This is a genomic window from Streptomyces decoyicus (genome assembly GCF_019880305.1).
Lineage (GTDB): Bacteria > Actinomycetota > Actinomycetes > Streptomycetales > Streptomycetaceae > Streptomyces > Streptomyces decoyicus.
Genome location: NZ_CP082301.1, coordinates 6,300,791 through 6,323,031 on the forward strand (window position 1 = coordinate 6,300,791; position 22,241 = coordinate 6,323,031).

At 67.1% G+C, this 22,241-nt stretch carries 12 protein-coding genes, 3 rRNA genes and 1 pseudogene; 11 read left to right on the forward strand and 5 right to left on the reverse strand.

The features are described 5' to 3' along the window. Positions 1–57 precede the first annotated feature (57 nt). The 7 genes and pseudogenes from K7C20_RS27775 to K7C20_RS39050 all read left to right on the forward strand — a co-directional run bounded on the left by K7C20_RS27775 (position 58) and on the right by K7C20_RS39050 (position 9,480). On the forward strand, positions 58–1,386 hold the full coding sequence (locus tag K7C20_RS27775) for a class I SAM-dependent RNA methyltransferase (protein WP_030088876.1): 1,329 nt from the start codon (positions 58–60) through the stop codon (positions 1,384–1,386). Between the two features lie 1,012 nt (positions 1,387–2,398). Then, positions 2,399–3,927: ribosomal RNA gene (locus tag K7C20_RS27780) — 16S ribosomal RNA — on the forward strand. A gap of 303 nt (positions 3,928–4,230) precedes the next feature. Continuing rightward, positions 4,231–7,352, forward strand: a 23S ribosomal RNA gene (locus K7C20_RS27785). Positions 7,353–7,426: 74 nt separating this feature from the next. After that, positions 7,427–7,543, forward strand: a 5S ribosomal RNA gene (gene rrf / locus K7C20_RS27790). Together the 16S, 23S and 5S rRNA genes form the textbook arrangement of a ribosomal RNA operon. A gap of 633 nt (positions 7,544–8,176) precedes the next feature. Further along, entirely contained in the window at positions 8,177–8,539 is a 363-nt protein-coding gene (locus K7C20_RS27795; protein ID WP_030089489.1) for a hypothetical protein, read from the forward strand. Between the two features lie 558 nt (positions 8,540–9,097). After that, positions 9,098–9,310: pseudogene (locus K7C20_RS38455) on the forward strand (CHAT domain-containing protein); the annotation flags it as partial. Between the two features lie 35 nt (positions 9,311–9,345). Next, positions 9,346–9,480, forward strand: a complete 135-nt coding sequence (locus tag K7C20_RS39050; protein WP_281429749.1) for a hypothetical protein — start codon at positions 9,346–9,348, stop codon at positions 9,478–9,480. 195 nt (positions 9,481–9,675) lie between these two features. On the opposite strand, the gene K7C20_RS27805 is transcribed toward K7C20_RS39050, so the two are convergent. Together K7C20_RS27805 and K7C20_RS27810 are read right to left on the reverse strand one after the other, a co-directional pair. Next, positions 9,676–10,866 (reverse strand): PIN domain-containing protein, encoded by a 1,191-nt coding sequence (locus K7C20_RS27805; protein ID WP_150127184.1) that lies wholly within the window; start codon positions 10,864–10,866, stop codon positions 9,676–9,678. A gap of 674 nt (positions 10,867–11,540) precedes the next feature. Then, positions 11,541–12,986 (reverse strand): glyceraldehyde-3-phosphate dehydrogenase, encoded by a 1,446-nt coding sequence (locus K7C20_RS27810; protein ID WP_030089459.1) that lies wholly within the window; start codon positions 12,984–12,986, stop codon positions 11,541–11,543. Positions 12,987–13,763: 777 nt separating this feature from the next. Between K7C20_RS27810 and K7C20_RS27815 the strand changes: the two genes are divergently transcribed. Both K7C20_RS27815 and trpC read left to right on the forward strand, forming a co-directional pair. Continuing rightward, on the forward strand, positions 13,764–14,303 hold the full coding sequence (locus K7C20_RS27815; RefSeq protein WP_078953066.1) for a YbaK/EbsC family protein: 540 nt from the start codon (positions 13,764–13,766) through the stop codon (positions 14,301–14,303). A 510-nt stretch (positions 14,304–14,813) separates the two neighbouring features. Next, on the forward strand, positions 14,814–15,605 hold the full coding sequence (gene trpC, locus K7C20_RS27820; RefSeq protein ID WP_030084016.1) for an indole-3-glycerol phosphate synthase TrpC: 792 nt from the start codon (positions 14,814–14,816) through the stop codon (positions 15,603–15,605). A gap of 76 nt (positions 15,606–15,681) precedes the next feature. Here trpC and trpD read toward each other — a convergent pair whose 3' ends face one another. Beyond that, positions 15,682–16,740 (reverse strand): anthranilate phosphoribosyltransferase, encoded by a 1,059-nt coding sequence (gene trpD / locus K7C20_RS27825; RefSeq protein ID WP_030084018.1) that lies wholly within the window; start codon positions 16,738–16,740, stop codon positions 15,682–15,684. A 136-nt stretch (positions 16,741–16,876) separates the two neighbouring features. On the opposite strand from trpD, the gene pdxR reads away from it, so the two are divergent. Beyond that, positions 16,877–18,295 carry a MocR-like pyridoxine biosynthesis transcription factor PdxR gene (pdxR, locus tag K7C20_RS27830; protein ID WP_053210283.1) on the forward strand — a complete coding sequence of 473 codons (1,419 nt, stop codon included), beginning with the start codon at positions 16,877–16,879 and terminating at the stop codon, positions 18,293–18,295. 128 nt (positions 18,296–18,423) lie between these two features. On the opposite strand, the gene K7C20_RS27835 is transcribed toward pdxR, so the two are convergent. Next, positions 18,424–18,996, reverse strand: a complete 573-nt coding sequence (locus K7C20_RS27835; protein ID WP_030084024.1) for an anthranilate synthase component II — start codon at positions 18,994–18,996, stop codon at positions 18,424–18,426. Then, the gene (locus K7C20_RS27840) at positions 18,993–20,540 is read right to left on the reverse strand and encodes an anthranilate synthase component I family protein (protein ID WP_030084026.1); all 1,548 of its coding nucleotides are present in this window, start codon (positions 20,538–20,540) and stop codon (positions 18,993–18,995) included. The genes K7C20_RS27835 and K7C20_RS27840 overlap by 4 nt, the downstream gene beginning before the upstream one ends. Positions 20,541–20,793: 253 nt before the next feature. Between K7C20_RS27840 and K7C20_RS27845 the strand changes: the two genes are divergently transcribed. Further along, positions 20,794–22,212, forward strand: a complete 1,419-nt coding sequence (locus K7C20_RS27845) for a class II 3-deoxy-7-phosphoheptulonate synthase (protein WP_078953569.1) — start codon at positions 20,794–20,796, stop codon at positions 22,210–22,212. The last annotated feature ends 29 nt before the right edge of the window (positions 22,213–22,241 follow it).

The window sequence follows — 22,241 nt, forward strand, 5'->3', positions numbered from 1 at the left end:
ACGGTCGGCATCCCGCCGTACCGCCCCGGCACCACCCACCTCAGGAGCCCTCCCGCCATGCAGGCAGAACCGAAGAAATCGCTGGTCGGCGAGGAGTACGAGGTCGAGGTCGGCCCGGTCGCACACGGCGGCCACTGCATTGCCCGCACCGACGAGGGCCAGGTCCTCTTCGTACGGCACGCCCTGCCCGGCGAGCGCGTCACGGCGCGTATCACCGACGGTGAGGAGGGCGCCCGCTTCCTGCGCGCGGATGCCGTCTCCATCCACACCCCCTCCAAGGACCGGGTCGAGGCCCCCTGCCCGTTCTCCGGCCCCGGCAAGTGCGGCGGCTGCGACTGGCAGCACGCCGCGCCCGGCGCCCAGCGCCGCCTGAAGGCCTCGGTCATCGCCGAACAGCTGGAACGGCTGGCCGGGCTGTCGCCGGACGACGCCCACTGGGACGGCACGGTCGAGCCCGCCCCCGGCGACAAGGTCGCCAAGGGCGAGGTGCCCGCCTGGCGCACCCGCGTCCAGTACGCCGTCGACGCCGACGGCCACGCGGGCCTGCGCAAGCACCGCTCGCACGACGTCGAGCCGGTCACCCACTGCATGATCGCCGCCCCGGAGGTCTCCGAACTGGGCATCGAGAAGCGCGAGTGGCCCCAGATCGCCACCGTCGAGGCGATCGCCGCCACCGGCTCCCACGACCGCCAGGTCATCCTCACTCCCAAGCCCGGCGGCCGCCTCCCGATCGTCGAACTCGACAAGCCCGTCTCCGTCCTGCGCATCGGCGAGAAGGACGAACAGGTCCACCGCGTCCACGGCCGCCCCTTCGTCCGCGAACGCGCCGCCGGCCGCACCTGGCGCGTCGGCAACGGCGGCTTCTGGCAGGTCCATCCGAAGGCCGCCGACCTCCTCGTCGAGGCCGTCATGCAGGGCCTGATGCCCAAGAAGGGCGATATGGCCCTCGACCTGTACTGCGGCGTCGGCCTCTTCGCCGGCGCCCTCGCCGAACGCGTCGGCGACAAGGGCGCGGTCCTCGGCATCGAATCCGGTAAGCGCGCCGTCGAGGACGCCCGCCACAACCTCCAGGACCTCGACCGCGTCCGCATCGAACACGGCACGGTCGACCAGATCCTGCCCCGCACCGGCATCACCGACGTCGACCTCGTCGTCCTCGACCCTCCCCGCGCCGGCGCCGGCAAGAAGACCGTCGCCCACCTCGCCTCCCTCACCCCCCGCCGCATCGCCTACGTCGCCTGCGACCCGGCCGCCCTGGCCCGCGACCTCAAGTACTTCAGCGAGGCGGGCTACCGACCGCGACGGATGCGGGCGTTCGATCTGTTTCCGATGACGCATCATGTGGAGTGCGTTGTGGTGCTGGAGAAGGCAACTAAGGGCGCCTGACCTGCGGTTTTCCCCGTGCGCGTGGTGCGCGGTGTGGACGTTACGGGCGATATCTCGACGCGTACCTCACGGCCAGCGGCGAAACCTTCAGCGGAGCGGGAGGACAGCACCAACGCTCCATGCATCCACCACGGTCCACCCTCGCAGGCGGCCTACCGTTGGAAGTGTGCCGACTCGGGACACATCATCGGAAGGGCGCCTGCCTTGTGGGTGCCCAGTGACCACGTGGTCCGGCGACGTAGGGGTCCGGGATGGCTCGAACCACCGCGGACGTACCCCCAAGTCGTGCCGCACCCATAGGATCGTGTAAGTTCTTCGAGTTGCCACAGAGCCGGAACGGTTCCGCGGCGACCATCCCGCCGCTTCGCGGCACCCACTACTGCACGGCCCCTCACTGGGAAAGATTTCGGCATGCCGAAATTCGAACCGTGACGTGATTATGCGTCAACGAGGAATTCCGCTAAAGTAGTGAGCACGCCGAAAGGCGCGGCAGTTCAAATAGCCGCACCCCAGGCGGACCCCCTCCGACGGGGAATCGGAAACGAATTCGGACCGGCAACGGAACGAAATCGGGCCTGATAGAGTCGGAAAGGCCGGAAAGCGAAAGCCGAACGGCCGACCCCGCTCCGACAGGGGCCAGAGACGGAAACGGATCTGGTAGAGTCGAAAACGCGAAGAAGCCGAAAGGCGGAAACGCACCGGCGAAAATCGGGCCCGCAAGGATCTGATAGAGTCGGAAACGCAAGACCGAAGGGAAGCGCCCGGAGATCCTGGTGAAACAGGAACAAAGGAAGCGTCCGTTCCTTGAGAACTCAACAGCGTGCCAAAAGTCAACGCCAGATATGTTGATACCCCGTCCACCGGAGACACTCCGGGGGATGAGGTTCCTTTGAAAGCCCACCACGGCCCATGGGGTCGGGGTGGCACACACAGCGAGGACGCTGTGAACGACCGGACCTATTCCGTCTGGTCGTTCCGCTCTCGTGTGTGTTGACCCGATTACGGGTAAACATTCACGGAGAGTTTGATCCTGGCTCAGGACGAACGCTGGCGGCGTGCTTAACACATGCAAGTCGAACGATGAACCTCCTTCGGGAGGGGATTAGTGGCGAACGGGTGAGTAACACGTGGGCAATCTGCCCTTCACTCTGGGACAAGCCCTGGAAACGGGGTCTAATACCGGATACGACACACGACCGCATGGTCTGTGTGTGGAAAGCTCCGGCGGTGAAGGATGAGCCCGCGGCCTATCAGCTTGTTGGTGGGGTGATGGCCTACCAAGGCGACGACGGGTAGCCGGCCTGAGAGGGCGACCGGCCACACTGGGACTGAGACACGGCCCAGACTCCTACGGGAGGCAGCAGTGGGGAATATTGCACAATGGGCGAAAGCCTGATGCAGCGACGCCGCGTGAGGGATGACGGCCTTCGGGTTGTAAACCTCTTTCAGCAGGGAAGAAGCGAGAGTGACGGTACCTGCAGAAGAAGCGCCGGCTAACTACGTGCCAGCAGCCGCGGTAATACGTAGGGCGCAAGCGTTGTCCGGAATTATTGGGCGTAAAGAGCTCGTAGGCGGCTTGTCACGTCGGATGTGAAAGCCCGGGGCTTAACCCCGGGTCTGCATTCGATACGGGCAGGCTAGAGTTCGGTAGGGGAGATCGGAATTCCTGGTGTAGCGGTGAAATGCGCAGATATCAGGAGGAACACCGGTGGCGAAGGCGGATCTCTGGGCCGATACTGACGCTGAGGAGCGAAAGCGTGGGGAGCGAACAGGATTAGATACCCTGGTAGTCCACGCCGTAAACGTTGGGAACTAGGTGTGGGCGACATTCCACGTCGTCCGTGCCGCAGCTAACGCATTAAGTTCCCCGCCTGGGGAGTACGGCCGCAAGGCTAAAACTCAAAGGAATTGACGGGGGCCCGCACAAGCAGCGGAGCATGTGGCTTAATTCGACGCAACGCGAAGAACCTTACCAAGGCTTGACATACACCGGAAACGTCTGGAGACAGGCGCCCCCTTGTGGTCGGTGTACAGGTGGTGCATGGCTGTCGTCAGCTCGTGTCGTGAGATGTTGGGTTAAGTCCCGCAACGAGCGCAACCCTTGTTCTGTGTTGCCAGCATGCCCTTCGGGGTGATGGGGACTCACAGGAGACTGCCGGGGTCAACTCGGAGGAAGGTGGGGACGACGTCAAGTCATCATGCCCCTTATGTCTTGGGCTGCACACGTGCTACAATGGCCGGTACAATGAGCTGCGATACCGCGAGGTGGAGCGAATCTCAAAAAGCCGGTCTCAGTTCGGATTGGGGTCTGCAACTCGACCCCATGAAGTCGGAGTTGCTAGTAATCGCAGATCAGCATTGCTGCGGTGAATACGTTCCCGGGCCTTGTACACACCGCCCGTCACGTCACGAAAGTCGGTAACACCCGAAGCCGGTGGCCCAACCCCTTGTGGGAGGGAATCGTCGAAGGTGGGACTGGCGATTGGGACGAAGTCGTAACAAGGTAGCCGTACCGGAAGGTGCGGCTGGATCACCTCCTTTCTAAGGAGCACTTCTTACCAACTTCGGTTGGTCAGAGGCCAGTACATCAGCGAATGTCTGATGCTGGTTGCTCATGGGTGGAACGTTGACTATTCGGCACACTTGATTGGTTGTCACTAGTACTGCTTCGGCGTGGAACGTGGGGATTGATGGAGTGGGCCGGGCACGTTGTTGGGTATCTGAGGGTACGGACTGTTGAGTCCGGACCTTCGTGATGCCGGCCCCAGTGAACTCAGCCTTCGGGTTGGGGTGGTGGGTGGCTGGTCGTTGCTTGAGAACTGCACAGTGGACGCGAGCATCTGTGGCCAAGTTTTTAAGGGCGCACGGTGGATGCCTTGGCACCAGGAACCGATGAAGGACGTGGGAGGCCACGATAGGCCCCGGGGAGCTGTCAACCGAGCTTTGATCCGGGGGTGTCCGAATGGGGAAACCCGGCAGTCGTCATGGGCTGTCACCCGCTGCTGAACACATAGGCAGTGTGGAGGGAACGCGGGGAAGTGAAACATCTCAGTACCCGCAGGAAGAGAAAACAACAGTGATTCCGGGAGTAGTGGCGAGCGAAACCGGATGAGGCCAAACCAGTCACGTGTGATACCCGGCAGGGGTTGCGTGGTTGGGGTTGTGGGATCTCTTTACTGCAGTCTGCCGGCTGTGGGACGAGTCAGAAACCGTTGGTGTAGGCGAAGGACATGCGAAAGGTCCGGCGTAGAGGGTAAGACCCCCGTAGCTGAAACATCAACGGCTCGTTTAAGAGACACCCAAGTAGCACGGGGCCCGAGAAATCCCGTGTGAATCTGGCGGGACCACCCGTTAAGCCTAAATATTCCCTGGTGACCGATAGCGGATAGTACCGTGAGGGAATGGTGAAAAGTACCGCGGGAGCGGAGTGAAATAGTACCTGAAACCGTGTGCCTACAAGCCGTGGGAGCGTCGCACAAGGAACTTGTTCCTTGTGTCGTGACTGCGTGCCTTTTGAAGAATGAGCCTGCGAGTTTGCGGTATGTTGCGAGGTTAACCCGTGTGGGGAAGCCGTAGCGAAAGCGAGTCCGAATAGGGCGTTGAGTAGCGTGCCCAAGACCCGAAGCGGAGTGATCTAGCCATGGGCAGGTTGAAGCGGAGGTAAGACTTCGTGGAGGACCGAACCCACCAGGGTTGAAAACCTGGGGGATGACCTGTGGTTAGGGGTGAAAGGCCAATCAAACTCCGTGATAGCTGGTTCTCCCCGAAATGCATTTAGGTGCAGCGTCGTGTGTTTCTTGCCGGAGGTAGAGCACTGGATAGGCGATGGGCCCTACCGGGTTACTGACCTTAGCCAAACTCCGAATGCCGGTAAGTGAGAGCGCGGCAGTGAGACTGTGGGGGATAAGCTCCATGGTCGAGAGGGAAACAGCCCAGAGCATCGACTAAGGCCCCTAAGCGTGTGCTAAGTGGGAAAGGATGTGGAGTCGCAGAGACAACCAGGAGGTTGGCTTAGAAGCAGCCACCCTTGAAAGAGTGCGTAATAGCTCACTGGTCAAGTGATTCCGCGCCGACAATGTAGCGGGGCTCAAGCACACCGCCGAAGTCGTGTCATTGCAGCATGAGGACCAACGTCCGTTGTGATGGGTAGGGGAGCGTCGTGTGCCGGGTGAAGCAGCCGTGGAAACGAGTTGTGGACGGTTCACGAGTGAGAATGCAGGCATGAGTAGCGATACACACGTGGGAAACGTGTGCGCCGATTGACTAAGGGTTCCTGGGTCAAGCTGATCTGCCCAGGGTAAGTCGGGACCTAAGGCGAGGCCGACAGGCGTAGTCGATGGACAACCGGTTGATATTCCGGTACCCGCTTTGAAACGCCCAATATCGAATCCATTAATGCTAAGGCCGTGAAGCCGGCCTGGAGTCTTCGGACAAAGGGACGTGGTGGAGCCGCCGATCCAAGGTGGTAGTAGGTAAGCGATGGGGTGACGCAGGAAGGTAGTCCAGCCCGGGCGGTGGTTGTCCCGGGGTAAGGGTGTAGCCCGTCATCTAGGCAAATCCGGATGACATGAGGGTGAGACCTGATGCCGAGCCGATTGTGGTGAAGTGGATGATCCTATGCTGTCGAGAAAAGCCTCTAGCGAGTTTCATGGCGGCCCGTACCCTAAACCGACTCAGGTGGTCAGGTAGAGAATACCGAGGCGTTCGGGTGAACTATGGTTAAGGAACTCGGCAAAATGCCCCCGTAACTTCGGGAGAAGGGGGGCCATTGCTGGTGATGGAATTTACTTCCTGAGCTGGTGGTGGCCGCAGAGACCAGCGAGAAGCGACTGTTTACTAAAAACACAGGTCCGTGCGAAGCCGTAAGGCGATGTATACGGACTGACGCCTGCCCGGTGCTGGAACGTTAAGGGGACCGGTTAGTCACATTTCGGTGTGGCGAAGCTGAGAACTTAAGCGCCAGTAAACGGCGGTGGTAACTATAACCATCCTAAGGTAGCGAAATTCCTTGTCGGGTAAGTTCCGACCTGCACGAATGGCGTAACGACTTCTCGACTGTCTCAACCATAGGCCCGGTGAAATTGCATTACGAGTAAAGATGCTCGTTTCGCGCAGCAGGACGGAAAGACCCCGGGACCTTTACTATAGCTTGATATTGGTGTTCGGTTCGGCTTGTGTAGGATAGGTGGGAGACTTTGAAGCAGCCACGCCAGTGGTTGTGGAGTCATTGTTGAAATACCACTCTGGTCGTGCTGGATGTCTAACCTGGGTCCGTGATCCGGATCAGGGACAGTGTCTGGTGGGTAGTTTAACTGGGGCGGTTGCCTCCTAAAGAGTAACGGAGGCGCCCAAAGGTTCCCTCAGCCTGGTTGGCAATCAGGTGTTGAGTGTAAGTGCACAAGGGAGCTTGACTGTGAGACTGACGGGTCGAGCAGGTACGAAAGTAGGGACTAGTGATCCGGCGGTGGCTTGTGGAAGCGCCGTCGCTCAACGGATAAAAGGTACCCCGGGGATAACAGGCTGATCTTCCCCAAGAGTCCATATCGACGGGATGGTTTGGCACCTCGATGTCGGCTCGTCGCATCCTGGGGCTGGAGTCGGTCCCAAGGGTTGGGCTGTTCGCCCATTAAAGCGGTACGCGAGCTGGGTTTAGAACGTCGTGAGACAGTTCGGTCCCTATCCGCTGTGCGCGTAGGAGTATTGAGAAGGGCTGTCCCTAGTACGAGAGGACCGGGACGGACGAACCTCTGGTGTGCCAGTTGTCCTGCCAAGGGCATGGCTGGTTGGCTACGTTCGGAAAGGATAACCGCTGAAAGCATCTAAGCGGGAAGCCTGCTTCGAGATGAGTACTCCCACCCCCTTTGAGGGGTTAAGGCTCCCAGTAGACGACTGGGTTGATAGGCCAGATATGGAAGCCTGGTAACGGGTGGAGTTGACTGGTACTAATAGGCCGAGGGCTTGTCCTCAGTTGCTCGCGTCCACTGTGTAGGTTCTGAAGTAACGACCTGTGTCTTTGCCGGGTTGGTCAACTTCATAGTGTTTCGGTGGTCATTGCGTTAGGGAAACGCCCGGTTACATTTCGAACCCGGAAGCTAAGCCTTTCAGCGCCGATGGTACTGCAGGGGGGACCCTGTGGGAGAGTAGGACGCCGCCGAACAATCATTGTGGGGAAGCCCCGCACCTTATGGTGCGGGGCTTTTCTGCGTTTCGGGCCCGTTCTCTCCGCCCGTTCACGTGCCGGTCGCCTGCGCCGGCTCTACGGGTTCATCCGTCGAGGCTGTCGGAGGGGCAGGCCGGATAGGAATTCTGGGCGCACAGAGGGCGCCCGAGGGCGTACCCAGTCCTGCTCGCGCCAGGGAGTGAGAGCGTTGACCACCGCATTGCGGGAAGCGCCGATCATCTGAGACAGCTCGGGCATGCCCTCTGCACCTGACAGCCCGGCAACGACTGCAGCCAGCAGACCACCGGCAGTCCGCACAACGCTGTTGCCTTCGTGTCTGCTCGAACTCGCGGGCGACCTGAGTCGTGAACTGGGCTTGGTGTACGGCATGGTTCGGCGTCTGGACGACCGGGCCCACGGGTGGGGGACTCGTCGGCCGCTGTGCAGGAGAGCATCGACGCGCTGTGGGGCCGGCTGCGTCAGGTGCGGCGCGAGATGAGGGCCGATCTGGGCGCGAGCCGGACGTTGGGCGGTCCGACCGCGGGATCTTGTCGCCGTGCGTCCGGTGGATCGGCATAGTGGCGTTGATGCCAAGGGCCGTAGAGGTTCTGGGGGAGAGGCAGGGGGCCGGTGAGCGATGAAGGGAGCGGTGGCGTCCAGGGGCTTCGCGTCTGGGTGGCGGACGTGGCGGAGCGGGTCAAGAGGTGGATCCCTGCCATGGGGGCAGGAGTGGTGCTGCCTCGGGCGTACGAGACATCGATTGCCGAACTTGAGCAGCTGGCCGGGCTGTTGGACCACGATTCCGGCGCGCGTAGTGCGGTGAGCGTATGGCTGCGTGGTGCGCTCGCCATGCGGCAGTTCGCCGGGGGTGGTGAACCAGTGGACCGGGAGCGCGCCGAGCGGCTGCTGCGGGAAGTGCGTGACCGCGGGACCCGGCGCTGGGCGTTCCGGCCGCCGAGGAGGACCGGCGCTGGGCGGCGTTGTTCCTGGTGACGCTGATGACGCCGATACGGTCGCAGCAGGGGCGGGTTCGGGGCTGTACCCGATCTCTCGGCCTTCGTCGACTGGCTCACCCGGGAGGGGCCCGCCGGGATGATGACCTTCGCGATGGAACTCCGGGAGCTGACCCCGAAGCGCCACTCCTGCCGGCGGGGGACGCGCAGCCTCTGCCGACGAAGGACGCGCAATCTCTGCCGGCCGATGACCCGCCGATCCCCAGCGGCCTGCGACGCAAGGCGCTGACCGTGCTGGGCGTACGCCCCGGTGTTCAGGAAGGCCCGAGCATCCGGCAGTTGGTGGGCGCAGCGGACGTGGCCGAGTTGGAGACGGCCGCGCTGCGTGCCGCCTGCTACCCCGAGGTGCTCCGTTACGGCGAGTTCCGCACCGCGGACGAGGCACGGGACGCCGTGGGCACGCCGGCCGAGCTTCTCGCCGTATTGCCCGGCGGCGCATCGCCGGCGTCCGTGGTCCAACTGGCCTGCCACGCCCTTGCCGCCCCGCGCCCAACCGACTCCGCGCTACGGCTGGCCGGCCCGCCCGGCGCGGGCCGGGATGCCGGCCGGCTCACCGTGGCCGGCATTCTCGACGGCGCCGCCGGCCGCCGACCGGACACGGCGGGCCCGCCACCACGACGAGGCGCTGACCCTCGCCACCGCTCTGGTCACGGGCGGCGCCGCCGACGTCGTGGGGTCCCGCTGGCCGGTACGCGACGGTCCGACCTCCGTGATGATGGCGGTCTTCCACCACCATGTCACCGCGGGCGGCCTGGCCCCGCCGGACGCCCTGCGCGCCGCCCAAGTGTGGATGCTCAACCCACTGCGCACGCCCCCACCACCCTCGACAACCCCCTCCGCCACGAGGCCACCCGCCACGACCTCCACCACTGGGCCGCCTTCACCCACCAGGGCAATCCGGCGGCTGCGTCGGCGGGGTGAGGGGGTGAGGGGGTGAGGGGGTGAGGGGGGGAAGGGGCGGTCGTGGCATCGTCCGGTAGGGGCTGGTGGATCACGTGTAGCCCGGAGCACGGGCTCCGCGGGGCGGAGCCGGCCGGCGGGCCGCCTGCTGCCCTGACATGACGAACCGGTCGATGAGCAAGCGCCGTCTGCAGGCTCAAATGGTGTGCAGGAGTGTCATGACTCGTCGTCGTCCGCCGGATCGTTGACGAGGGGGACGAGGAGGGGATGGATTCTGAAGCCGGAGGCGCGGCCTGGACCGTTTTTGTATTCGGCTGTGAGTACCGGCACCGCGGAGTCCGGGATGATCCCCTGCTCGTGCAGGTTGCCACTGATCCGCTTGATCGGCTTGGTGAAGCCCCTCAGACTGCGGTCGTCGTCGTAGTCGCAGATGTCGTAGACGGACGTGGCTTCGACATGACCGTCCATCTCGGCTGCGTGGCGGATGACTGCGACGCGATCACCGTAGCCCTCGTATGACAGCCCGCGGAAGAGTTCCTCAAGAGCCGAGGCTGTCCACCCGCCGTGCGTGCTCTCGGCCTCGATGCGTTCGACTCGCTCGATGTCTTCGACGGAGCCTGCCTGGAGGCTGAGCCGTAGGACGGGGGCTGCGACTTCCAGGAATTGCTTGGGCGACAGCATGAAGAGTCGTCCTCCGCCACGGGCCCGGAGTTCTGCGGTCAGTTCCGGACGGGGGCCGCGGTTGTTACCCCGTTCCTTCCGCCACCAGTCCTCCTTCGCGTCCGCGGTCACGAAGAGCACGTCGCACTGGCGCCGGGACGCCTCGCGCAGGATCTGTTCCCACACGAAGAAGTCACCGACCGCTCCGTCGCCGTCCTTCTTGGCGTCCATATATCCGGGCGGGACACGCTGCTCGACACGCTTCAGCCCCAACCCGGCCAGCTCAGTGCCCTCTTCGGCGGCGAACGGTGCCCCAACGCGGCCGGCCAGTGCCTGTTCCAGCCTGGCGATCACCGGATCAGTGCTCGTGTCATGGCTGATGTGCTGCCACTCGCCCTCGCCGACCTCGGTAATCTTCTTCCGCACCTCGTCGAAGATCTCGTTCAACCGGTCGCGGAGCTCATTGAACTCCTCGTCGCTCAACGCCACACGGTTGGCCCAGGTGCGCAGCGTCTGCACCGCCTGCCCGGCGTGCCCGGTCGTCTCCTGGGCGGCCTTGGTGCTGGTCGACTGGGCATCGGAGATCGTGCTCTCCCGGTTACGCCAGAACTCCACGAGGACCTGGTGCGGGACCCAAAGGCGTTCGCCCAGAGCGCCGAGCGCGTCCAAGAGATCGGCACGCGCCTGCTCGGTATAGCGGTAGAGGTTGAGCAGCACGTTCGCATCGGGGGCGACCAGGCCGTCCATCAGGACGGTGGTGAAATCCGCCGCGGTCGGCGTGCGGAACGCTCCGAAGTCGTCGAACAGACCGCGGACTTTCCCCTCAGCCGTCATGTCGCTCGCCACTGCCCACCCCCGTCAACACTGCGCACGTCGAACCCCCTTGCCGACGGTCTGATTGGCGACCATAGCGTTTCGCGCGCCGAGCGGAGGGCGGATGGAGGAAGAGAACAACCGTCGCTGACCGGAACGGTAGCCATGCGCACGGCTGTTGCGGACGCCGGCTCGCAGACCAGCGTGGTTACCGTCAGTGGCCCGAATACATCAGACATGTGCTTCGAACACGGTGCCGCCCCCGAGCACCTCATGACCCACCTCGCTCTGGGGGAGGGCTCCGGCGAAGGCACTTTGAGACCACGTGGGGCGAGCACGTCACGTACGGGGATACCCTGGAATCCAGGTCTGACGAGCCGTACGGAGTGGCTGGGCCGTACGAGTGTGATTCCGCGGGCGGACGTGCCAGGGCCGGTGTCGTTACCTGAGGTCGGTCGTAGGGAGTTGGGCGTAAGGCTCATCCCGGTGCCGGTGCCGGTGCCGCGGCCGGCGGGGCGGTGGGGTAGCAACCGATGCCGAGCGGGATCCGGTTGCCGCCCCGCCGGTGCCCCGCCCGCCGGGGCACCGGGTCGGAGAGTTCGCTGGGATTAGACCGCCGGGGCCGGGTAGGTCGGGTACTCCACGCCGGAGACGTACTGGACGACGCGGATGACCTGGCAGGAGTAGCCGAACTCGTTGTCGTACCAGAGGTAGAGGATCGCGTTGTCGCCGTCGACCTTGGTGGCGCCGGCGTCGACGATCGAGGCGTGGCGCGAGCCGATGAAGTCGTTGGAGACCGCGTCGGGGGCGCTGGTGAAGTCGATCTGGCGCTTGAGCGGCGAGGTCAGCGACACATTGCGGAGGTAGTCGAGGACCTCCTCGCGGGTGGTCTCGCGCCCGAGCCGCAGGCTGAGGATCGCGATCGAGACGTCCGGCACCGGAACGCGGATCGAGCTGCCGGTGATCGGTGCATCGAGATCGGGCAGTGCCTTGGCGACGGCCGAGGCGGCACCGGTCTCGGTGATGACCATGTTGAGCGGCGCCGAACGGCCGCGACGGTCGGCCTTGTGGTAGTTGTCCAGCAGGTTCTGGTCGTTGGTGAACGAGTGGACGGTCTCCACATGGCCGCGCAGCACGCCGTACTCGTCCGCCATCGCCTTCAGCGGCGGGACGATCGCGTTGGTGGTGCAGGACGCGCAGGACAGGATCTGCTCGTCCGGCTTGATCGTCTCGTGATTGACGCCATGGACGACATTGGGGACGTCGCCCTTGCCCGGCGCGGTCAGGACGACCTTGTCGATGCCGGGGCGGAGGTGCTTCGACAGGCCCTCGCGGTCGCGCCACTTGCCCGTGTTGTCGACGAGGATCGCGGCCTTGATGCCGTACGCCGTGTAGTCGACCTCGGACGGGTCGTTGGCGTAGATCACCTTGATCTCGTTGCCGTTGGCGATGATCGTGCTGTTCGCCTCGTCGACGGTGATCGTGCCCTGGAACTGCCCGTGGATGGAGTCGCGGCGCAGCAGCGAGGCGCGCTTGACGATGTCCTGCTCGCCGCCCTGGCGGACGACGATGGCGCGCAGCCGCAGGCCGTTGCCGGAACCGGCCTTCTCGATGAGCAGGCGGGCGACGAGGCGGCCGATGCGGCCGAACCCGTAGAGGACGACATCGCGCGGCTCGCGGCGCTCGATCTTGTCGGCACCGGTGGCGCCGGCGACGGCCTCGGCGGTGAACTCCTCCACCGACAGACCGCGGTCGTCGGTCCGGTAGGACTCGGCGAGCAGGGCGATGTCGATCTGGGAAGGGCCGAGATCGAGCGTGGTGAGAGCCTGCAGGAACGGCAGCGTCTCGGTGACCGAGAGTTCCTCACCGGCGATCTGCCGGGCGAACCGGTGGGTCTTGAGGATGCTGACCACCGACTTGTTCACCAAGGAGCGGCTGTGCAGCAGGACCGTGATGTCCCGCTCCCGGTGCAGCTTCCCGATGATCGGGATCATCGACTCCGCGATCTCCTCGCGGTTCTTCCAGTTGGTGAACGAGTCGTCATTGACAGTCACAGGCTTATCTTTCGAGCTAGGCGGTGCTCATATGCTAGCTCCCCGGTGCTTTGATCATTCAATCGGTGTCGCCTGAGGGGGGTGTCGTGGCCGGGCTCGTGGTCGCGGCAGCACGGTGAAGGGGGGTGCTGAGTGGAATGGTGGTGTCGTCTTTGTGGTGTATTGGGTGCATTCGTACTGGCGGCGGGTTGCGTGGCGGGAGCGCTGCGTCAACGCCGTGACTGTGACTGTGACCGCTACCGCCACCGCGACTGTGACCGTCACCACCACCGTCGATCCATCATCACCGCCGCGATCGTCACCACTGAGACCGGGCACCCGTCGCCGTTCTCACCTGATGGGACACCGGGCGGTTTCTCTAAGGGCTCGATAATCCAGCGATAAACGGACCTCCTAGCGTCGTGTCCGCCAAGCGTGAAACCACCGACGCTTTCACGCCGCGCCTGACGTCCGGCCGGAAGCTCCGAGCAGGACCGCGTCAGGGCCGCGGAAGGCCAACGGGCGCACGGCCCAGGTTCACAGCCAGTGCCAGTGCCAGTGCCATTGCCAACGCCAGTGCCATTGCCGGTTCCGGGTCCAGGTGCAGATGCAGGTCCATTTCCAAGCGCAGGTGCAGGCGCCGGTGCCGGTGCCGGCGCCTGCACCGGACGCATTCAGAAGGAGAACGGAAATGCCGAACTCAGGCATAGCCGAAGACGCGGCCGAAGGCGTGGCCGAACGCTGTTTCCGCATGCGGCCGGGGGGCCTGGGCGGCCCGGGTCGGCGGGTGGGCTCCGTATGAGCGGGCGGGTGCAGGCTGCTGAGGCGGCCACGGTCGCAGGGCAGGTGCCGGAGGGCGGGAATGTCGCGTCGGTTCGGCTGCTGCGGCTGCTGGAGGAGGGCGGAGCTCGTTTCGACCTGTTGGAGCATCCGCCCGAGGGGCAGACCGTGCGGGCCAGTGCGCTGCGCGGGCATCCGCTCGCGGCAGCGGCCAAGTGCATGATCGTCACCGTGTCCGGCGGGGTGAGCGGGGAACGGCAGGTGCTCGCGGTGGTCCCCGGAGACCGGCGGGTGGATCTGGACGGGGTTGCCCGGGAGTGCGGCGGGCGGCGAGCCCGGCTTGCGGACCGGGCGCTGGCCGAGCGGCTGTCGGGCTGTGTGAGCGGGAGCATCATCCCGTTCTCGTTCCACGACGATCTGTCGGTGCTGGCCGATCCCGGGCTGTTCGAGCAGCCCACGCTGTACTTCAACGCCGCACGCCTGGACTTGTCCGTTGCCCTGGCCGCCGCGGACTACCGCGCACTGGCGAAACCCCTGGTGGTACGCATCGCCTCCTGAGGCCACCCTCAACCGCCGACCGATGACCGCCGACCGATGACCGCTGACCGATGACTGCCGACTGCCGACCGATGACCGCCGACTGACGACCCTCGACTGCCGACTGCCGACTGCCGACTGCCGACTGCCGACTGCCGACTGCCGACTGCCGACTGCCGACTGCCGACTGCCGACTGCCGACTGCCGACTGCCGACTGCCGACTGCCGACTGCCGACTGCCGACTGCCGACTGACGACCCTCGACTGCCGACCGCGACCACCGACCGTGCGCGCGCGGCGGTAGCAAGGACGGCGTGGGTGGCCCGGCCCGGCCCCCACTCGTCGTTGAGGGGGCGTCTCCCCCCAGCACGCCCCTGCCCCCGTACCCAGGGGCGACGACCGAGTAAGTGAAGGTGACGGTGCCTCCGTTGCCCTCGAACCGGAAGCGCCCGCGCCGTGGACCATCCCCCCCGCGGCGCGCGGCGTTTCCCTCTGCCTGCACACCGGAAGGAACTGACCTCCATGACCGTCATGACCGTGCTGGACGACATTATCGGCGGCGTACGTGAAGACCTGGCGGCGCGGCAACGCAAGCTCCCTGAGGGGGAGTTGCGCGACCGTGTGGCGGATGTGCCGCCCGCGCTGGATGCCGCCGCCGTGCTGCGTTCGGCCGACGGGGTGCAGGTCATCGCCGAGGTCAAGCGGGCCAGCCCGTCCAAGGGGCCGCTGGCCGATATCGCCGATCCGGCGGAGCTGGCCCGGGTCTACGAGGGGTCCGGTGCCGCGGCCGTCAGTGTGCTCACCGAGCAGCGACGGTTCCACGGTTCGCTCGCCGACCTCGACGCCGTACGTGCCGCGGTCCGGATTCCCGTGCTGCGCAAGGACTTTGTCGTGACGCCGTATCAGCTGTGGGAGACACGGGCGCACGGCGCGGACCTGGCGCTGCTGATCGTGGCGGCGCTGGAGCAGCACGAGCTCTGTGAGCTGACGCAGCTGGCACGGGAGTTGGGGCTCACCGTGCTGACGGAGGTCCATGACGAGCAGGAGATCGAGCGCGCGCTCGCCGTGAACGCCTCCGTGATCGGCATCAACGCCCGCAACCTGAAGACTCTGGAGGTCGACCGCGGCACCTTCGCGCGGCTCGCGCCCCTCATCCCGGAGGGTGTGGTGCGTATTGCGGAGTCCGGCATCCGGGGGCCGCAGGACGTGTCCGCGCTGGGCGCCCACGGGGCGGACGCCGTGCTGGTGGGCGAGGCTCTCGTCGCGGGGCAGCGCGGTCCCGGCCCGATGGTGACCGCCCTGCGGGAAGCGGGGCGGCGCTGAGCGGGCCGCATGGCGGCGTCCCGCGTGGCACCGCGGCGGGCCCCGGCAGGGCCCGGCCCGTGGCGCGCCGGCCGGCTCAGCCCGACGAGGCGAGCTTGGTGGAGACGGCCGCCCAGCGCTCCAGGACCGCGGCTGCCGCTCCGGTGTCGATCGCCCGCGCGCCGCGCTCCATCCCGGCCGCCAGGCGCTCGGTGACCGGCCGGTCGGAGGGGTCGAGCGCCGCGAGTCCGGCGGCGGTGGACAGCAGCACGGCATCGCGCACCGGTCCGCGCTCGCCGCGCAGGAGCGCGCGGGCCACCTCCGCGTTGTGCGCGGCGTCGCCACCGCGCAGTGCCTGGGGCGGGGCGTGCGGGACACCGATGTCGCGCGGGTCGAACACCTCCTTGCGTACCCGTCCTTCGAGGACCGACCAGACCGTGGAGGTGGTGGTGACCGTCAGTTCGTCGAGCCCGTCGTCGCCGCGGAAGACCATTGCGCCGACCCCGCGACGGGCCAGCACACCGGCGATCAGCGGGGCCATCCCGGCGTCCGCCACACCGACGGCCTGCGCGGCCGGACGGGCCGGATTGGTCAGCGGGCCGAGCACGTTGAAGACCGTCGGAATGCCCAGTTCCTTCCGGGGCGTGGCGGCATGACGTACGGACGGGTGGAACAGCGGGGCGAAACAGAAGGTGATGCCGACCTCCGGGACCAGCCCGGCGACCTCGGGGACCGGCAGGTCCAGGGCCACACCGAGCTGTTCGAGCACATCGGCCGAGCCGGACGCGGAGGACGCGGAGCGGTTGCCGTGCTTGACGACCCGGGCTCCGGCTCCCGCCGCGACGATCGCGGACATCGTGGAGATGTTGACGCTGTGGGACCGGTCTCCGCCGGTGCCGACGATGTCGAGTGCCGGGCCCGGGACATCGAGGGCCACGGCGTGCTCGTACATGGCCCGGACGAGCCCTTCGACTTCGGCCACGGTCTCGCCCTTGGCACGCAGGGCCACCAGCAGACCGGCCAGTTGTGCCGGTGTCGCAGAGCCCCGCATCACCTGGTCCATTGCCCAGGCCGTGTCGTCCGCCGGGAGGTCATTTCCCGCCAGCAGCGCCGTGAGAATAACCGGCCATGACTTTTCCCGATGTGTCACGGTCACGCGTCATCCCCTTTTCTCGGCCTGTTCGGAAGCTGCGGCAGGCTCGGCTCGGGGTAATTCTGCGATCCGGCGCGGAGCGTCGGCCAGACCAATTGTCACCACTGACTCCAGTCCACTTTCCCGGAGAGGGAAAAGCATGACCTGGCACGCGTTGATCGATGTGTCGAGAGATTCCGAAGAACCGCTGACCGCCCAGATCGAGGGCAGGATCAGAGGCGGGATTTCCGCGGGGGTGCTGCATCCGGGCACCCGGCTGCCGTCCAGCCGGCAACTCGCCGAGGACGTGGGGGTCTCCCGGAGTGTGGTGGTGGAGGCCTACGGCAGGCTGATCGCCGAGGGGTATCTGGAGGCCGTCCAGGGCTCCGGCACCCGCGTGGCGGAGCATCTGACCGCTCCCGCCCTGCCGACCCTGCTCGACGACGGCCTGGCGCCTCCGGTGCGCTGGGACCTGCGCACCGGTACGCCGCAGGTCGCCGGTTTCCCGCACCGCGAGTGGCTCGCCTCCTACCAGCGCGCCCTTCAGTCGATCGACCCGGGCGACCTCGATTACCCGCCCGTGTCCGGAGCCGAGGGGCTGCGCGAGGAGCTGGCCCGGTACCTCGGCCGGGCGCGCGGTGTGCTGACCACCCCCGGGCAGGTCATGGTGGTGTCCGGCTTCGCGCAGGCGCTCGGGCTGCTGTGCACCGTACTGTCCGGCTCCGGCATCGACCGGATCGCGATGGAGGACCCCTGCCACCACCGTCAGCGGCAGTTCATCCGGGAGGTGGGCCTGCGGCCCGTGCCGGTCCCCGTGGACGACGAGGGCATCGACGTCGAGGCGCTCGCCGCGACCGGCGTACGGGCCGTACTCGTCACCCCCGCCCACCAGTTCCCCACCGGCGTGACCCTGTCACCGTCGCGCCGCGAGGCCCTGGTCCGCTGGGCGCGCGACACCGGTGCCTGGGTGATCGAGGACGACTACGACGGCGACCTGTGGCTGGAGCGGGGGGCGCGCCCCCTGGCCCTTCAGCGCCTGGCCCCCGAACGCGTCGTCTACGGGGGCACGGCGAGCAAGTCGCTCGCCCCCGGCCTGCGCTTCGGCTGGCTGGCGGTGCCGGCCCGGCTGCTCGCCGCATTGGAGCGCACCCGCTCCCGTCGCGACCTGGGCTCCGACGTCCTCACCCAGCTCGCGTTCGCCGAACTCCTGCGGTCCGGCCACTTCGACCGCCATCTGCGCTTCCGACGGGCCCACTACCGCATGCGACGCGAGTGCCTGGAGCAGTCCGTACGCCGGTTCCTGCCCGGTGCGCGCATCATCGGCTCGGCGGCGGGGCTGCACGCCTACGTGCGGCTGCCGCACCGGGTCGATGAGACCGCGCTGGTCGGGCGGGCGTTGGAGCGTTCGGTGCTGGTGCCCGGCGGGCGGCGCTATCACGCGCGCCCCGAACGGGCCGCTCCCGCCCTGGTGGTGGGCTACACCGCGGTGCCGCGCACCGGTATCGCGGAGGCGGTCAGGGAACTGGGCGCCGCCTACGCGCGGCTGCCCGCGGCCGGCCGCGGCGAGCGGTGCGCCTGAAACGCTCCGTCCGAGGCGCTCCGTACGACGCGCTCCGCTCACCAGGGAGCACGCCATGCGCGCGGGGCCCCTCCTGGCGGGCGCCGCCGCCGGGCGGCAGCGGCCTGGACGCCGGTGCCGGCCCGGCGTCACCGCACCGCGCCGGCCAGGAAGTTCTCGAAGAGCTGGAGGCCGCCCTCGGTCATGATGCTCTCGGGGTGGAACTGCACGCCCTCCACGGGCAGCGTGCGGTGCCGCACCCCCATCACATAGCCGTCGTCCTCGGCCGTCGCCGTCTCCTCCAGTTCGTCCGGCAGCGCCCGGGAGACGATCAGCGAGTGGTAGCGCGTCGCCACCGTGCTGTTCCCCAGCCCCTGGAAGAGTCCCTGGCCGTCGTGCCGCACCGGGCTCGTCCGCCCGTGCATCAAGTGGTCGGCGACCGCCACCCGGCCGCCGAACGCCAGGGCGATCGCCTGGTGGCCCAGGCACACCCCCAGCAGCGGCACCTGCCCGGCGAACCGGCGTACCAGCTCGACGTGTCCGGAGGCGGCGGGATGCCCCGGCCCCGGCCCCAGCACCACCGCGTCGGGCCGGCCTGCCGCCAGCTCCTCCGGTGTGCGGGTGCGGGAGCGCACCACCTCGGTGGTGGCGCCGAGAGTGCGCAGGTACTGGTCGATGATGTGCACGAAACTGTCGTACGCGTCCACGAGCAGAATCTTCATGACAGCAGTTCCTCACCGGTCAGCGCCCAGTAGGCGGCGCCCATCTTCGCCAGGGTCTCGTCCCACTCGGCCTCGGGCACCGACTCCGCGACGATGCCCGCCGAACTCTGTGTGGAGTAGGTCCGGCCGTCGTGCACGATCGTGCGGATGCACAGTGCGAGGCTGCTCCAGCCGCGTACGTCGATCAGCCCGACCGCCCCCGCGTAGCTCCCGCGCGGCTCGTGCTCGATCCCGTCGATGATCTCCATGGCGCGCAGCTTGGGCGCACCGGTCATCGTGCCCGCGGGGAAGGTGGCACACAGCGACTCCCACACGTCGGCACCCGGCTCCAGCCGTCCGGTCACCGTCGAGACGAGGTGGAAGACATGGGAGTACTCCTCCACCGTCATCAGGTCCGCCACCGACAGCGACCGCGGCCGGCAGACCCGCCCGATGTCGTTGCGGCACAGGTCGACCAGCATCACGTGTTCGGCCTGCTCCTTGGTGCTCGCCAGCATCTCCTTGACCCGGCGCTCGTTCTCCTCCGCCGTGTCCGCCTGCCGGGTGGTGCCGGCGATCGGCCGCATGACGATCTCGTCGCCCTCGGTGCGGAAGAACAGTTCGGGGCTGGCGCCGATGAGGGTCTCGCCCGTGCGGGGCACCAGATACATGTACGGCGACGGGTTACGGGACCGCAGCCGCCGGTAGACCTCGACGGGGGTCAACTCCGTGTCGATGTCGATGCGGTGGCCGATCTGGATCTGGTAGATGTCCCCGACCCGGATGTGCTCCAGGCACCGGCCGGCCCACTCCAGGAAGGTGTCACGGGCGACGCTGTCCCGGACCGACCGGGGCGCGGGCGCCTCGGGACACGTTCCGTCGCCGTCCGCGACGCCAGGGGCGGCCGCTTCCACCAGGACACCGAGGTCCGGGACACGGGCGGCGGGGAACGCGTCCGCGTGGGCGGTCAGATGCCGGGCATGCACCGCCCCCGGGTCGTACCAGACGGTGTCCCGGAACAGCGTGAACGTCATGTCGGGGCCCCGGGCGGGGGTCTTCCGGTCCGGCAGCTCGTCCATGTGCCAGGCCGCCTCGTAGCCCAGGCCGGCCAGGAAGCCGAAGGCGTAGGTGTCCCGCGGCCGGCCGCTCGCCACGTCGAAGAGCCGCTGGGACCGCCTCATCAGGTCCCACACCTGCCCGGAATCCACGAACCGGCGGCGCGCCGGCGAGCCCTCCGGGGCGGCCGGGTCCTCGGTCATCCCCGCCTCGCCGGCCGTCGCCAGCAGGGCGGCGCACAGCGCCGGCGCGCCGCTGACCTCGATGTGGCCGGCGAAGGCGCACACCTCGGCGAGCCGTCCGTAGCCGACCACCGCCGGGCCGCGGTCCCGCTCCGGACCCGCCAGGCTCTCGAAGAGAAAGACCTCCTGCTGCCCGAGTTCCCCGAGCAGGCCGGTGTAGAGCCGGAGCGGATCGTGCCACGGCAGCTCCGATTCGGTGACCCGCACGCGCAGCGGCGCGTCCGTCCGCGCCTCCGTACCGGCATTGCCTCGCGTCGTTGGTGGCATCTGCATTCCTTCTCCGTGCTGTCCGGGCTCGCGCGCTGTCCGCTCGGTTCCGGAGCGCATTCCGGCCGCGGCGCGATGTCGGCAAGAAAAACACCGGGGAGCCGACGGCGACCAGACCAATTGGAGAACCGCCGAGCAGACCATTCCACCGATCCTTGACCGCATTCCGCGGAGACAGTTGGAATTCTTCTGCGCGGACCCTGTGCCCCGGGTGCAGGGAGCCGTGGCATCCCTCTCCCCGCGAAAGGCCGCGATGCATCTCCCCTCGCCGACGGAATCCCGCCGCTCCGATACCGGGAATTCCCGGCCGGCCGCCCAGCAGCCCGCCTGGCCCGACCCGGAACTGCTGGGCGAGGTCACGGCCGAGCTCTCCCGGCTGCCCGAACTCGTCTTCGCCGAGGAGTGCGACCGGCTGCGGGAGCGGATGGGCGCGGTGGCCCGTGGCGAGGCCTTCGTGCTCCAGGGCGGCGACTGTGCCGAGACGTTCGCCGGTGTCACCGCCGACGCGATCAACGGCAAGCTGCGGACGCTGCTCCAGATGGCCGTGGTGCTGACCTACGGCGCCTCCGTACCCGTGGTCAAGATCGGCCGGTTGGCCGGCCAGTACGCCAAGCCGCGCTCGCAGCCGACCGAGACCCGCGACGGGGTCACCCTGCCCGCCTACCGCGGTGACGCGGTCAACGGACCGGGCTTCACACCGGCCGAACGCCGCCCCGATCCCCGGCGGCTGCTGCGCATGTACGAGTCCTCCGCGGCGACCCTCAACCTCGTGCGCGCCTTCTCCGCCGGCGGCTACGCCGGCCTGCACCACGCGCGGGACTGGAACCGGGCCTTCGTCACCGACTCACCCGCCGGCCGCCGCTACGAGGAACTGGCCGACGACATCGACCGCTCGCTGCGCTTCATGGAAGCCTGCGGCGTCACCTCCCAGCAGCTGCACGCCGTCGAGTTCTTCGTCAGCCACGAGGGCCTGCTGCTCGACTACGAAAGGGCGTTGACCCGCACCGACCCGCGGACCGGGCACGCCTATGCCGGCAGCGGCCACCTGCTGTGGATCGGCGAGCGGACCCGTGACCTGGACGGTGCGCACGTCGCCCACTTCTCCCGCGTCCGTAACCCCCTCGCCGTGAAGCTCGGCCCCGGCGCCACCGCCGACGAGGCCCTCGGCTACGCGGCCGCGCTCAACCCCCGCAACGAGCCGGGCCGTTTGACCTTCGTGGTCAGGATGGGAGCCGAGCGGGTCCGCGACCGGCTGCCCGTCCTGGTCGAGAAGGTCAGGGCGGCCGGCGCGGTGGTCGCCTGGGTCTGCGACCCGATGCACGGCAATACCTTCGTGGCGCCCAGCGGCCACAAGACCCGCCGCTTCGGCGACATCATGGACGAGGTCCAGGGCTTCTTCCAGGTGCACCGTGCGCTGGGCACCCATGCGGGCGGGCTCCATGTCGAACTCACCGGTGACGACGTCACCGAGTGCGTGGGCGGCGACGACGTCCTGGTGGAGGACCTCCACCGACGGTACGAGACCGCCTGTGACCCGCGCCTGAACCACCGGCAGTCGCTCGAACTCGCCTTCCGTGCCGCGGAGATGCTCCTTGAGCCACTCGGTGTGCCGGGTGGTGCTCCCAGTGCTGGTGAGGCGCCAGGTATTGGTGTGAGCAAAGGGGCTCGATAATCCATCGATAAAGAGACGTCCTAGCTTCC

Excerpts from the sequence above, each read along its gene's own strand:
- K7C20_RS27775 (WP_030088876.1), top strand. The coding sequence starts at position 58 with ATGCAGGCAGAACCGAAGAAATCGCTGGTCGGCGAGGAGTACGAGGTC.
- K7C20_RS27805 (WP_150127184.1), bottom strand. The coding sequence starts at position 10,866 with ATGGACGGCCTGGTCGCCCCCGATGCGAACGTGCTGCTCAACCTCTAC.
- K7C20_RS27815 (WP_078953066.1), top strand. The coding sequence starts at position 13,764 with ATGAGCGGGCGGGTGCAGGCTGCTGAGGCGGCCACGGTCGCAGGGCAG.
- trpC (WP_030084016.1), top strand. The coding sequence starts at position 14,814 with ATGACCGTGCTGGACGACATTATCGGCGGCGTACGTGAAGACCTGGCG.
- pdxR (WP_053210283.1), top strand. The coding sequence starts at position 16,877 with ATGACCTGGCACGCGTTGATCGATGTGTCGAGAGATTCCGAAGAACCG.
- K7C20_RS27835 (WP_030084024.1), bottom strand. The coding sequence starts at position 18,996 with ATGAAGATTCTGCTCGTGGACGCGTACGACAGTTTCGTGCACATCATC.
- K7C20_RS27840 (WP_030084026.1), bottom strand. The coding sequence starts at position 20,540 with ATGCCACCAACGACGCGAGGCAATGCCGGTACGGAGGCGCGGACGGAC.
- K7C20_RS27845 (WP_078953569.1), top strand. The coding sequence starts at position 20,794 with ATGCATCTCCCCTCGCCGACGGAATCCCGCCGCTCCGATACCGGGAAT.